This is a genomic window from Rhodoferax sp. GW821-FHT09E07 (assembly GCF_059416145.1).
Window position 1 is genome coordinate 398,483 of record NZ_JBWKOP010000002.1, and the last position, 13,362, is coordinate 411,844.

A 13,362-nucleotide genomic window follows, 5' to 3' on the forward strand; every position below is an offset into this window, starting at 1 on the left:
GAATCAGTAGCAAATTCAAAACCCAACTGTGAACTAGCGCAGACCCAAGCCGTAGGTTTCAATCAGCAATTCGGCAAACAAGGTGTTCGCCCAGGCAAACCAGGGCCGGGTGAATTCCTCGGGCCGGTCGGGGTGGAAGCTCTCATGCATCAGCCCTGTGCCAGCATCGCAATCGCGCAGCATGGCGATCAGCGCCAGGCGTTCCTGGTGGTCGGAGGTGGTCAGCCCCTGCATGGCGATGCCAATGGGCCAGACATAGCCCGGCGGCGTGTGCGGGCTGCCAACGCCCTGGGCCCGGCTGCCCTGCTGGAAATAGGGGTTGTCGCGGCTGAGCACAAAGCGGCGCGTGTTCTGGACCACCGGGTCATCGGCCGGCGCGTAGCCCAGGTAGGAAATCGACAGCAAGCTGGGCACATTGGCATCATCCATCAGGTGATGGTTGCCAAAGCCATCGGTTTCGTACGCGTAGATCTTGCCGTGCACCGGGTGCAGCACCGTGCCATAGAGCTGAATGCCGTGGTCGATCTCTTCTGCCAGGGTTTCCAGCTCGGTGGCCAACGCCGTGTCCTTGCACACCGTGCGCAAAATTTCTGCTGTGCGGCGCAGCGCCACCACGGCATACATATTGGCCGGAATGAGGTAGCCGAATTCGCAGGCGTCATCGCTGGGCCTGAAACCTGACCAAGTCATGCCCGTGTAGTTCACAGGCATACCCATGCCCTGGTTGCGCAAAGTGTCCGTTTGCACGGCATGGGGGCGCTGAAAGCGGTACGGCGAATCCTCAAAGTGCCGCTGCTCGGTGCGGAACAAGGCGGCGACCGTACGCACCGCGCGGCGCCAGGTGTCGTCAAACACGGTGGTCACGCCGCTGCGCTTCCAGAACTGCCAGGCCAGGTCCAGCGGATAGCACAGAGAATCGATCTCGTACTTGCGCTCCCACACCATGGGGTGCGCGTCGGTCAGATCACCGGGGTGGCCACCGCCCGTGGGGCCCTTGTTGAAGGCATTGGCGTAGGGGTCGAGCAGGATGCAATCCATCTGGCGGCGGATCAGGCCAGCCACCAAATCCTGCACCTCGGGAACATCCGCGGCCAACAGCAGGTAGTGCCGCACCTGGGCGGACGAGTCGCGCAACCACAGCGCAGGAATGTCTCCGGTGAACACAAAGGTCGTGCCATCGTCCAAACGCTCGGTCGTGGTTTCAATGGTGTTGAGGGCGCAGGTTTTGAATTGGGCCTGCAGCGCGGAATCGGCGGGCAACTGGCGGGCTGCCTGCTCGATGCGGTCAGTGAGCTGGGGTAAGTGCATGGCTAAACCATAGCACGGGCGACCACCGTTGCACCCCGGCAAGTTACTGCCGGGTTACCAATCCACTGCGGCCGCAGCGCTTAGTGCAGCGCCCGCACGGCCCAGCGCAACTTGGCGGATGACGAGCGCGGGTTGCTGCGCTGTTCGTCGTACGACGCGCGGATGGGGTCGGCTGCCACGCTACTGAACGTGCCGTTGCGTTCCCCGGTTTGAAAGCATTTTTTCACGCGCCGGTCTTCTCCCGAATGAAAGCTGAGGATGGCCACGCGACCACCGGGCTTCAGGCAAGCGGGCAGGTTCAGCAGCATGGTGTCCAGCACGCCAAATTCGTCATTTACCTCAATGCGCAATGCCTGGAAGGTACGCTGTAGCACCTTCTTGGTTTCCACCAAGCGTTCTTCGGCCGGCATGCTGCGCTTGTAGGCCAGCTCCATGGTGGCGCGCACCAGTTCGGCCAGTTGCACGGTGGTTTCCAGGTACTGGCCTTGCAGGGCCGCGGCCAAGGGAATGGCGAAGGGCTCGTCGGCGTTGTCGGTCAGCAGGTCGCGTCGCCGATGCCGGGTCACGCACAGCAGCAGCTCGCTGGCAGACTGGCCGTTGCTGGGGTCCAGGCGCAAATCCAGCGGGCCATTGGCCCGGAAACTGAAGCCCCGTGCCGGGTTGTCAATCTGCATGGACGACACGCCCAGGTCGGCCAGCACAAAGTCAAAGCCCCCGCCCGCCTGCGGCAGCAAGGTGGCCAGTTCGCTGAAGTTGGCGCGGTGCACGCTGAGCGCGTCTTCGCCAAAGCCCAGGGCGCGCAACCGCGCTGTGGTGCGGGGCAATTCAATGGGGTCCACATCCATGCCAAACATGCGTCCGCCCGGCTGCACCAGCGGCAGCATGGCCAGCGTGTGGCCGCCAAAGCCCAGGGTCAAGTCCAGTCCGATTTCGCCCGGCACAGGTTTCAGGATGGTGAGGATTTCGTCCACGCAAATGGAGCGGTGCATGCCCGCAGGCGTTTGCCCGCGCTGCATGACCTTGTCCACCTCGGCCGCATGGCGCACAGGGTCCAGCTCTTTGTATTTCTCTTCAAACTGGCGGGGGTGGGTGCCCGCGTAACGCACGCGGCGCTTGTGGGGTGGGGAAGCGTCGGTCATTGGCCATTATGCGGCCACGCGACTCCTCGTATAAAACCTCGGCTAGCCCCCGTGGAATCTTCACAATTAGCTACGAAATTCGTAGCAACCTTAGCAACCCGAATTCGCCCATCTTCACGCGACGGCCCGCCAGCGGGCATAATCCGCGGCTCCCCGGGTTTAGGTATGAATCGTGAGCAGGGCCTTACAACGGCTCTGTTCAGCCTGGCATGCCGACTGGTTTACCCCCAGCCTGGCGGGCAGAAAACTACCCACCAATTTCTGCCACCGTGCACTGCCCTCACACCGAGGTCAGCAGGCATACGTCTAGAAGCATGTTCTGAAAGGTTTTCCATGTCTGCATCACCTGCTGCGCAGGGCAACTCGCCCGGCAAAGTAGCTATCGCGTCCCTGGTGGGCACCGCGATCGAGTTTTACGATTACTACATCTACGCCGCTGCTGCGGTGCTGGTGTTCAACAGCCAATTCTTCCCCAAGGGCGACCCGTCGGCTGCCACCCTGCTCTCCTTGTCGACCCTGGCACTGGCCTTTCTGGCACGCCCCATTGGCTCGGCACTGTTTGGCCACTTTGGCGACCGGATTGGCCGCAAGACCACGTTGGTGGCCTCGCTGCTGACCATGGGCGTATCGACCGTAGCCATCGGCTTGTTACCCACCTACGACAGCATTGGCCTGTGGGCGCCGGTGCTGCTGTGCGTCTGCCGCATTGGCCAGGGTATCGGCCTGGGCGGCGAATGGGGTGGCGCAGCGTTGGTCGCCACTGAAAACGCACCCAAGGGCAAACGCGGCCTGTTCGGCAGTTTTCCCCAATTGGGCGCGCCCATCGGTCTGTTTGTGGCCAACGGCGTGTTCTTTCTGGTGAGCTCACAGCTGGGCAGCGAGGCCCTGGTGGCCTGGGCCTGGCGCATTCCCTTCCTCATGTCCATCGTGCTGGTGGCCGTGGGGCTGTACGTGCGCTTGAACCTGCACGAAAGCGCTGCCTTCCAGAAGGTGGAGCGCGAAGGCCGCAAGCTGCAGGCACCGGTGAGCGCCGTGTTCAAGCAGCACCCAGGCGCCTTGGTGCGCGGCATTTTCTGCATGTCCACCACCTATGTGCTGTTCTACCTGATGACAGCCTTTGTGCAGGTCTATTCCAAGAGCCCGGTTGCCCTCTCGGCCGCGGGCCACGCCACGGGGCTGGGCATTCCGCCTAACACCTTCACCGGCCTGCTGTTGATCGGTGCGGTGGTGTTCGGCATCTTCACCACGCTGGGTGGCGTATGGGCCGACAAGCTGGGGCGTCGCACCTGGCTGCTGTGGGTCACCACCGGCATCGTGGTGCTGGGCTTGTTGATGCCCACTTTTCTGAACCAGGGCACCGTGCTGTCGGTGGCGGCCTTCATCGTGATTGGCATGGCCGTGATGGGTATGACCTTTGGCCCCATGGCCGCGCTGCTGCCCGAGCTGTTCCCCACGGAAGTGCGCTACTCGGGTGCCTCGCTGGCGTACAACCTGTCGTCCATCGTGGGGGCCTCCATCCCCACCCTGGTGGCCATGGAGCTCAACAAGAGCTACGGCCTGTGGGGCGTGGGTCTGTACATGGCGGCCAACGGTGTCATCACCATGCTGGCGCTGTACCTCTCGCGTGAAACCCGCGACCTGGACATGAGTGACAGCGCACTAGCCCGCTAAGCGCCACACCGACGAAAAAAAAGGCCCGCATCGCGGGCCTTTTTGCTTGGTGTTTGCCAAACTCAGACGCGTGGCACTGGCGTGCCAGAGTTGACACACAGGGCCATGTTGAGCGCCTTGACCGCAGTCTTGTAATCTTCGCGCTCAATCACAAACTGCATGTTCACCTGGCGCAGGGTTTGCGAGACACAGTTCACGTTGACCTCTGCATCGGCCAGCGCCTGCGCGGCCTTGGCCAGTACACCGGGAATGCCGATGTTGGAGCCAATGGTGCAGACGATGGCGCTGGGCTTGACGGTAACCACCTGGTACAGCGCCTCCAGCTCGGCCACCAGTTCGGCCGTCACCTGGTTGTCCCACACCAGGTGGGCGATGGAGTTGGCGTTGGTGGCCTTGAGGATGTAGCTGATGTCGTGCTTGCAGAACACGGTCATCAGCCCGGCATCAAAGCCCACGGTGCCGACCATCATGGGGTCGTGGATTTCGATGAGCGTGACCTTGTCCGTACCGGTCACGATTTCCACGCGGGCGCGCTCGCCCACAAAGTCCTTGGTGATCAGCGTGCCCGGGTGGTCGGGCTCGAAGGTGTTTTTCAGGCGGATCGGGATGCCGGCCAACTCCATGGGCTTGGATGCCTTGGGGTGGATGGCTTCCATGCCCACATCGGCCAGCTGGTCGGCCACGTCGTAGTTCGTGGCGCCCACCACAATGGCGTTTTCCAACCCCACGAGGTTGGGGTCGGCGGAAGACAGGTGGAACTCCTTGTGAATCACGGCCTCGGCGGGACGCACTTCCACGGCAATCTTGCTGAAGGTGACTTCAGAGTAGCCGCGGTCGAACTCGCGCATGATGCCTTCCGTGCCCTTGGTGTAACCCGTGGCCACGATCACGCTGTTGACCAGGTCCAGGTCCTTGAAGCTTTGTGCGATGCGCTCGTCAATGGTCCAGGCCTCGTTGTCGTCAAAACCAGCCAGGTCCATGAGAACGGCCTTGACGCCGTTGGCCTTGAGAATTTCCACCGAGTTGAACGCGCTGTGGGATTCGCCGATGGAGGCCAACACCTCGCGCGCAGCCAACAGCACGTCATGGCGGCTCAGGTAACCGCTGGCCAACACATGCTGCATGGCCCCCAGGTACTCGCGGGCCTGTGCAATGCGCTGGTCAATAAAGGCGTCGGCCACGGCCAGTGGCAGGCCCAGATCGGCATAGCCGGCGTTAAGCTTTTTCAGGCTGGCAGCCAGGCCCGTCAGCGCGTCCTGGTAGCCCTTGCCTTCGGCAAACAGTGCGTAAATGCCGCGCTCGCCGGTCTTCTTGTGCTCCAGCAGCTGGTTGGTCACGCCCGAGTAGGCCGACACCACGTAAATGCGACCGTAAATGCGCTTGGGGTCGTGCAACATGATGTGGCGCAGCACATCGCCAAAGGCGGTCATGGAGGTGCCGCCGATTTTCTCGACAGAGATCTTGGAAGAAGTTACGTCAGACATGGACTAGCTCGGGGGAGCAAAAGGTTGGAAAGCCGGAAAACCCAGTATTTTCCACTAGTTTGCGGCAGCGCCCTTGCGGGGTCCCACGAGCCACACAGGCGGCGTGCCGGGCGCAGGCAATCCTGCCGGCAACCCCGCGGGACCATAGATCGCGGTGGCGTAGGCCAAGTCCATGTCAGGCGGCACGGTGAGCCGGGTGCCGTCCTCGCGGATCACCGCAGGCGTGCCGCTTACCCTGGTGCCAATGCTGGCCAGTACCGTGCCAAAGTTGCGGGAACTGCGCTGCGCGGCCTCCGCGTCTATGGCACAGCCTGCGCTGTTCGGTATGGTGCGGTGCGTCCAGAAACGCCGCCAGGCCGCGCCGGGGTCCTTCGCACAGCGCAGCGCCGCGGCCTGCTGCCAAGTGCGCAAGCCAGCACCCTCGGTGGACAGCGGCGTTAGCGAAGCAGGCAAGACATAAAAGGTGGTGTCCAGCGAAGCGGCCATGCGCGCCAGATTGGCCTCCATGTTTTCGCAGAAAGGGCAGTTGACGGCGGATAACAAAATAAGTCGACGGCCACCGCCGCGGCCATACCGGTCCTCGACCAGCTGATCCCAGGCGATGTTGCGCATCACCTCGGCACGCAGCTGCGCAAGCTCGGCTGTGGTCAGCGGCTCGGGGCCTTCGGGCCCCACCCGGACCCACCCCTCGGAATCCCCCTTCAGGTCGCCGCGCTCGGTGATCAGCGCGATGAAGCGACCAGTGGCACGGTCTTCCAGACGGTAGACGCCCTTCACCAGCGTGTCGGCTCGTGCGACGCTGGTGCTGCGCGCGGTGTTGTCATAGTGCAGCCGTTCGCGGTGCTCATAGTACGCGGCCGCAGCGCTGTCGGCATCGGCGCGGACGGAGCCAGCGCACAGACTTGCGAGGGTGCCTAGGAAGACAAGCAGATGTTTCATCGGGAGCTCATTTGCGAATACGGTGTCCAGTCTTGAACACCCACCACACCACGGCAAGGCAGGCCAGCATGAACGCGAACGTCATCCCCACGCTCATGCCAATCTGGACATCAGCATGGCCATAGAACGCCCAGCGCAGGCCACTGATCAGGTAGACCACCGGGTTGAACAATGAGACGCTCTGCCACAGCGGCGGCAGCATGCTGATACTGTAGAACGCGCCACCCAGGAACGTCAGCGGGGTGATCACCAACAGCGGGATGACCTGCAGCTTTTGAAAGCTGTCGGCCCACAGCCCGATGATGAAACCAAACAGGCAGAAGGTGGTGGCGGTCAGGATGAGAAAACCCGCCATCCACACGGGGTGCGCAACTTCGTACGGCACGAAAAAACGCGCTGTCACGAGGATGAGCGTACCCACCATGAGGGACTTGCTCACCGCAGCGCCCACATAACCCAGCAGCACCTCAACCCAGCTGACCGGCGCGCTCAGCAACTCATAAATGGTGCCAGACCATTTGGGCATGTAGATGCCAAAGGATGCGTTGGAAATACTCTCGGACAGCAGCGACAGCATCAGCAACCCTGGAATGATGTAGGCGCCATAGCCCACACCGCCAATGTCGCCCATGCGCGAGCCAATGGCCGAGCCGAAGACGATAAAGTACAGCGCGGTGGAAAGCACGGGCGCAATCAGGCTTTGCATCCAGGTGCGAAACGCACGGTGCATCTCAAAACGGTAGATGGCGCGCACGCCGTGCAGGTTGAGGCCGTTCATGCTTGTGGTGCTTTCGTGTCGTGAACCAGGCTGACGAAAATGTCTTCCAGCGAGCTTTCGCTGGAATGCAGGTCCTTGAAATCAATGCCCTGCTCCCCCAGGGCGCGCAGCAACGCGGCAATGCCGGTGTCTTCCTGCTGGGTGTCAAAACTGTAGATCAGCTGTTGGCCATTCTGCGCCAGGGTGAGGGACCAGGGTGCCAATGCCTCTGGCACGCGTTCCATGGGGTGCTGTAGGGTAAGCATGAGCTGCTTCTTGCCCAGCTTGCGCATCAGCACATCCTTGTCTTCCACCACAATCAGTTCGCCCTTGCGGATCACGCCGATGCGGTCAGCCATGTCTTCGGCTTCTTCGATGTAATGGGTGGTCAGGATGATGGTGGTGCCGGCATCTCGCAGCTGGCGCACCAGGCGCCACATGTCATGGCGCAACTCCACGTCCACACCCGCGCTGGGCTCGTCAAGGAACAGAATCTTCGGCTCGTGCGACAAGGCCTTGGCAATCAGCACGCGGCGCTTCATGCCACCGGAGAGCTGCAGAATCTTGTTGTCCTTCTTGTCCCACAGCGACAGGTCTTTGAGGATTTTTTCAATGAACGCCGGATTGGGCGGCTTGCCAAACAGCCCGCGGCTGAAGCTCACCGTGGCCCACACGGTTTCAAACGAATCGGTGTGCAACTCCTGGGGCACCAGGCCGATGATGGAGCGCGCAGCACGGTAGTCGCGCGCGGTGTCGTGGCCATCGGCAGTCACCGTGCCTTCGGTGGCAGTGCTCATGCCGCAGATCACGCTGATCAGCGTGGTTTTGCCGGCCCCGTTTGGCCCCAGAAGCGCAAAAATTTCGCCGCGACGGATGTCCAGGTTGATGTTTTTGAGGGCCTGGAATCCGCCCGCATAGGTTTTGCTCAGGCCGTGCACGCGGACGATGGCGTCCGCGGCGGAATCGAAGGTGGAAGTGACGGGCATGCGTGGCAATGGCTGAAAGGGTTGTCTGGAACCGGGGCGCCTATTGTCACGCTATCTCCATGGCTGCGCTGCGCAAAGGCCTTCCAAGACTGGTACACCTCACTTGCGCTGCAACCGCCACAGCAACAGGGCGGCGGCCACCGAGGCCCCCAGCACCACGTAGCCGGCCACATCAAAGTGCTGCAGCTTGCCATCGGGCCCGAGGCTCACAATGTGCCCGGCAATGACAGAAGCAATACCGCCAGAGAGCTGCTGCAGTGAACCACTGATCGCATTGAACGACCCGCGCTGCGAGACGATGGGCACCGAGGCGACGAGTGCCCGAAACGGAATCATCCGCGAGAAGATGCCCACGAACATGACAGTATTGACCACGACCACCATGGCCAGCGATACCGGGCCCAGATGCGTGTAGACCAGCACCATGACGATGGTGACCGCCGTGCCGAACATGAACACGCGAAACTGGCCAAACGCGTCTGCTGCCCTGCCAATCAAGGGCCCGAACACAATGGTGCACAGGCCGGTGATCAGGTAAACCGTGGGCAGATGGTCCAGGCTGATGCCCAGGTTGTTCACGGCAAACGCACTGCTGAAGGGCATCAGCATGAAGCCGCCCGTAGCCACCAGCGCGGTCGTCGCAAAGGCGAGCAGGTAGCTGGGCTCCGTCAGGGTGTGAAACAGGTGCATCCATGGACTGTGTTCCTGCGGCAACTTGAGGTGGTCGGCCACGGGCCGCATCAACCAGGCCACGGCCACGCCGCCCAGTACGCCCAGCGCTGCCATGGCCAGGAATGGCATGTGCCAGCTCCATTGGTTCGACAGGTACAGTCCCACGGGGATGCCCAACACCTGACTGGCAGCAAAGGCGGTTTGCACCACCCCCATGACGCGGCCCCGCATCTGCGGCGGGAACAAGTCCGTCGCGATGGCCAGCACCACCGAGCCGATGACGCCGCCAAACAGGCCGGTAACGATACGCGCCATCAGCAGGGTTTCAAAGCTTTGCGCCAGGCCACACCACAGCGTGCCGAGGATGAAACCGGCATAGAAAAACAATAGCAATTTCTTGCGGTCATAACGGTCCGCAAACCCTGCGGTCAGCAGCCCCACCGCACCCGCGCTGAAGGCATAGGCAGACACCACCAGCCCAAACTGGCTGGGGCTGATGCCCAGCGTCGGCATGATCACGGCGCCCAGCGGCGCCATGAGCATGAAATCCAGAATCACGGCGAACTGCAGAAACGCCAGAATAGCGACGACGGTTTTTTGGTACGCCGAAAACTTCAAGGGCGGGGCCTTGGTATCGGCCGGGATGGCAGCGTCGGTGCTCATGGCTTGTCGCCCGAAGTTCTGCCCCATGGTCCACGTTGGTGGAACTGCTCGCGCTCCTCGGGCGTCATGGATTGCCATTTGTTCCAGCGCTTGCGCCCATGCCAGCCGCCGTGACCGCGAAAGCCACCAAAGAGGATGCGGCACAGCACCAACAGGCCCAGCGCATGCAGGTAGTCAATCTGCCGGGCATCGACAAACAAAGCGGGGGCTACCGCGTTCCACAACAGCATCACCGCCACACCCATCGCGGCCGCGGCCAGCAGAGCCCACACAGGCCATGCCACGTAGCGCCAAAAGCCAAATTTTGATCTCATGGTATTTCTCCTTCCAATGTCATCAAGTTTCAAATTCGTCGTACACGGATTGCAAACGTGCGCGCAAAGCCAGAACTGCGTAGCGCTTGCGTGCCAACAAGGTGTTCACCGCGACTCCACTGACGGCAGCCATGTCCTTGAAGCTCCGGCCCTCAATCTCGTGCGCCACGAAGACGTCCCGCTGGTTGTCCGGCAGCTCGTCCACGGCCTGCTGCAAGCTTTGCAGCAATACCGAGCGGGCGTACAGAGCCTCTGGCCCCGCGTCCGGCGACGGCAAGGCGAGGTCCAACCGGTACGCCTCGCTGACCTCATCGTCCGGGTCATCCGCCGCATCACTCAGCGACTGCTCACCCTTTTTGCGGAAGCGGTCAATGATGCGATGGCGCGCCACCTGGAACAGCCACGCCCCCACCTGTTCAATGGGCTCGGGAAGTCGGTAGGCCTCCACGAATTCATGGAATACGTCCTGCAGGATGTCTTCGGCATCCGTGGGGTCGCGCACACGCTGCCGAATGAAATTTCCCAGCCGGGAGCGCTCGCGCAGCACAACAGCAGCGATGTCGCGGATCTGGTCAGTCATTCACAAAGGGCAACGAGGGCATCAGCAAATCCATGTTTCTGAAGACGTTTCAAAAATGAAAATATTGTGCCGACTTAGAATTTTTCTTAAAGATTTTTCACGCCCCGTTGTCACTGTGTGCAGCATCGCAATACTGACGTCAAGAAAAAGCCACGCAGCCCTTACGGAATCTACGTGGCCAACTACTGATTTATTAGCACCCGATGAGCAACCCAATTTACTTTTTTGCTGGCGACACGTCCGTGCAGGACCCATGCACAATCTCCGCCGCCATGCCGCTACATTGCATTCCGTCTCGGGAGCTACCTCAATGATCAGATTTGGACACTTCTCACAGTTCTTTCGAATCGCAATTTTTGTGAGTTTCCTGTCTATCTGTGTCGCTTCCTCAGCGGCGGACGCAATACCGATTGAGGGATTCCACTTCAAACAACTGATTGGCAATAGAAAGGGAGACGCAAACGACTATTCGTGTGTGGGGAATGCCTCTCCCTACTTACTCTACTCAACACAGAAAATTGATGCGTTTGTTGACAGATGGTTGGCCAAGCACCCGTCGGCGATGCTTGTTCCGTTGTCTGACAAGCCAGGTCTGACCGCAAAGGGAAAGCAATCTCGCCTCGTCTATGTCTGGGTCATCGATGATAAAGAAGTCCTGAACTTAGACCTGATCTCCAGCGGAATTCTTCCCGGAGCTTTCATGCGGGATGCAGTGGAGATCGATCAAATGTCACGATCAATTTCGCCCGATTGGCCGCCCATTGAACCGGACGCAAAGCGATTTGTTTCGGACGCGCGATACAGCGAATTCATGAACGCCGTCAGTGCAGCTGAAATTGAGGCCAGAAAGCACAAACGAGGTATTTGGGCCGAAAAATTTGCAGCCCGTCGAAAGGACGCCCATGTGCGGTGAGCGCACATCCTGAATGACTGCTGGACGCTACCCAACACCCCAACGCAAGCCCAAGCCGGTTGGGGCTCAGGCTTTGCCAAAAAACTGAGATAGAAAAGGTCTACTTGCGCTGCGGCGGCACATCCGTGCAGCTGCCATGGGCAATCTCGGCAGCCATGCCGATGCTTTCGCCCAGCGTGGGGTGCGGGTGGATGGTCTTGCCGATGTCCACTGCGTCTGCGCCCATCTCGATCGCCAAAGCGATCTCGCCAATCATGTCGCCCGCGTGGGTGCCGACCATGCCGCCGCCCAGGATCTTGCCGTGGCCGTGTGCTTCGGGGGAGTCATCAAACAGCAGTTTGGTAACACCTTCGTCGCGGCCATTGGCAATCGCGCGGCCGGACGCGGTCCAGGGGAACAGGCCCTTCTTGACCTTGATGCCTTGCGCCTTGGCCTGGTCTTCGGTGAGGCCGACCCATGCCACTTCGGGGTCTGTGTAGGCCACACTGGGGATGACTCGTGCGTTGAACGCGGCGGCGGCCAGTTCCTTGTTGCCTTGCAGTTCACCGGCAATCACTTCGGCCGCCACGTGGGCCTCATGCACCGCCTTGTGCGCCAACATGGGCTGGCCCACGATGTCGCCAATGGCGAAGATGTGCGGCACGTTGGTGCGCATCTGGATGTCGACGTTGATGAAGCCACGATCGGTCACGGCCACACCAGCCTTCTCGGCGCTGATCTTCTTGCCGTTGGGCGTGCGGCCCACAGCCTGCAACACCAGGTCGTACACCTGCGGTGCGGGGGCGGTACCGCCCTCTTCCGCTGGCGCGAAGGTCACCTCGATGCCCTCGGGCAAGGCGCGTGCAGACACGGTCTTGGTCTTGAGCATGATGTTGTCGAAGCGCTTGGCATTCATCTTTTGCCAGATCTTGACCAGGTCGCGGTCGGCGCCCTGCATCAGGCCGTCCATCATTTCCACCACGTCCAGGCGGGCGCCCAGTGTGCTGTAGACGGTGCCCATTTCCAGGCCGATGATGCCGCCGCCCAAAATCAACATACGCTTGGGCACTTCCTTGAGCGCCAGGGCGCCAGTGGAATCCACCACGCGGGGGTCATTGGGCATGAAAGGCAGGCGCACCGCTTGCGAGCCGGCAGCAATGATGGCGCGCTTGAAGGCGATAACCTTCTTGCTGCCGGTCTTCTCTTGGGCTGTGCCGCTGGTCTCTTCCACTTCGAGGTGGTTGGCGCCGACGAAGTTGCCATAGCCGCGTACGGTGGTGACCTTGCGCATCTTGGCCATGGCAGCCAAGCCGCCGGTCAACTTGCCGATAACCTTTTCTTTGTGGCCACGCAGCTTGTCGATGTTGACCACGGGAGCGCCGAAGTCCACACCCAAGTCCGCCATGTGGCTAACTTCGTCCATGACCGCTGCCACGTGCAGCAAGGCCTTGGAGGGGATACAACCCACGTTCAGGCACACGCCGCCCAAGGTGGCGTAACGCTCGACCACGATGACCTTGAGGCCCAGATCGGCCGCACGGAAGGCGGCGGAGTAACCGCCGGGGCCGCCGCCGATTACCACCACATCGCATTCCAGATCGGCGCTGCCGCCAAAGCTGGAGGCTGTAGGCGCTGGCTTAGCTGGCGCTACAGAAACAGGAGCTGCTGGCGCAGTAGCGGCGGTGGCTACAGCCGATTTCTCCTCAGATGCCGCCGCACCAGCAGCGTCAAGCAGCACGACCACGGAGCCCTGCTTCACCTTGTCGCCCAGGGCGACCTTGAGCTCCTTCACCACGCCGCCCGCGCTGGACGGGATTTCCATGGACGCTTTGTCCGACTCTACGGTGATCAGGCTTTGCTCGGGCTTGATAGTGTCGCCCACCTTGACCAGCAGCTCGATGACGGCCACTTCGTCGAAGTCGCCAATGTCCGGAACCTTGATTTCTACGATTGCCAT

At 61.3% G+C, this 13,362-nt stretch carries 12 protein-coding genes; 2 read left to right on the plus strand and 10 right to left on the minus strand.

Translation table 11 applies throughout. The features are described from left to right. Window positions 1-33 precede the first annotated feature (33 nt). Both AC07OE_RS05060 and rsmH read right to left on the minus strand, forming a co-directional pair. Window positions 34-1,308 carry a glycoside hydrolase family 125 protein gene (locus AC07OE_RS05060; protein ID WP_495069471.1) on the minus strand — a complete coding sequence of 425 codons (1,275 nt, stop codon included), beginning with the start codon at window positions 1,306-1,308 and terminating at the stop codon, window positions 34-36. Between the two features lie 80 nt (window positions 1,309-1,388). Continuing rightward, window positions 1,389-2,447: a 16S rRNA (cytosine(1402)-N(4))-methyltransferase RsmH gene (gene rsmH / locus AC07OE_RS05065; protein WP_495069472.1), complete on the minus strand. Its 1,059-nt coding sequence runs from the start codon at window positions 2,445-2,447 to the stop codon at window positions 1,389-1,391. A 333-nt stretch (window positions 2,448-2,780) separates the two neighbouring features. Here rsmH and AC07OE_RS05070 point away from each other — a divergent pair, with 333 nt between their 5' ends. Then, the gene (locus AC07OE_RS05070) at window positions 2,781-4,118 is read left to right on the plus strand and encodes an MFS transporter (protein WP_495069473.1); all 1,338 of its coding nucleotides are present in this window, start codon (window positions 2,781-2,783) and stop codon (window positions 4,116-4,118) included. Window positions 4,119-4,180: 62 nt separating this feature from the next. Here the strand turns inward: AC07OE_RS05070 and AC07OE_RS05075 are convergent, their stop codons facing one another. The 7 genes from AC07OE_RS05075 to AC07OE_RS05105 all read right to left on the minus strand — a co-directional run bounded on the left by AC07OE_RS05075 (window position 4,181) and on the right by AC07OE_RS05105 (window position 10,513). Then, the gene (locus tag AC07OE_RS05075; RefSeq protein WP_495069474.1) at window positions 4,181-5,602 is read right to left on the minus strand and encodes an aspartate kinase; all 1,422 of its coding nucleotides are present in this window, start codon (window positions 5,600-5,602) and stop codon (window positions 4,181-4,183) included. A 54-nt stretch (window positions 5,603-5,656) separates the two neighbouring features. Further along, on the minus strand, window positions 5,657-6,541 hold the full coding sequence (locus AC07OE_RS05080) for a thioredoxin domain-containing protein (protein ID WP_495069475.1): 885 nt from the start codon (window positions 6,539-6,541) through the stop codon (window positions 5,657-5,659). Between the two features lie 7 nt (window positions 6,542-6,548). Next, window positions 6,549-7,319, minus strand: coding sequence for an ABC transporter permease (locus AC07OE_RS05085; protein ID WP_495069476.1), 771 nt, complete (start codon window positions 7,317-7,319; stop codon window positions 6,549-6,551). Beyond that, window positions 7,316-8,284: an ABC transporter ATP-binding protein gene (locus AC07OE_RS05090; protein WP_495069477.1), complete on the minus strand. Its 969-nt coding sequence runs from the start codon at window positions 8,282-8,284 to the stop codon at window positions 7,316-7,318. The genes AC07OE_RS05085 and AC07OE_RS05090 overlap by 4 nt, the downstream gene beginning before the upstream one ends. A 99-nt stretch (window positions 8,285-8,383) precedes the next feature. Then, window positions 8,384-9,619: an MFS transporter gene (locus AC07OE_RS05095; RefSeq protein ID WP_495069478.1), complete on the minus strand. Its 1,236-nt coding sequence runs from the start codon at window positions 9,617-9,619 to the stop codon at window positions 8,384-8,386. Next, window positions 9,616-9,933 (minus strand): hypothetical protein, encoded by a 318-nt coding sequence (locus AC07OE_RS05100; RefSeq protein WP_495069479.1) that lies wholly within the window; start codon window positions 9,931-9,933, stop codon window positions 9,616-9,618. The genes AC07OE_RS05095 and AC07OE_RS05100 overlap by 4 nt, the downstream gene beginning before the upstream one ends. A 22-nt stretch (window positions 9,934-9,955) precedes the next feature. Beyond that, window positions 9,956-10,513 carry an RNA polymerase sigma factor gene (locus AC07OE_RS05105; protein WP_495069480.1) on the minus strand — a complete coding sequence of 186 codons (558 nt, stop codon included), beginning with the start codon at window positions 10,511-10,513 and terminating at the stop codon, window positions 9,956-9,958. Between the two features lie 253 nt (window positions 10,514-10,766). On the opposite strand from AC07OE_RS05105, the gene AC07OE_RS05110 reads away from it, so the two are divergent. Then, window positions 10,767-11,426, plus strand: coding sequence for a hypothetical protein (locus tag AC07OE_RS05110; RefSeq protein WP_495069481.1), 660 nt, complete (start codon window positions 10,767-10,769; stop codon window positions 11,424-11,426). Between the two features lie 100 nt (window positions 11,427-11,526). Here AC07OE_RS05110 and lpdA read toward each other — a convergent pair whose 3' ends face one another. Further along, window positions 11,527-13,362, minus strand: coding sequence for a dihydrolipoyl dehydrogenase (lpdA, locus tag AC07OE_RS05115; protein WP_495069482.1), 1,836 nt, complete (start codon window positions 13,360-13,362; stop codon window positions 11,527-11,529).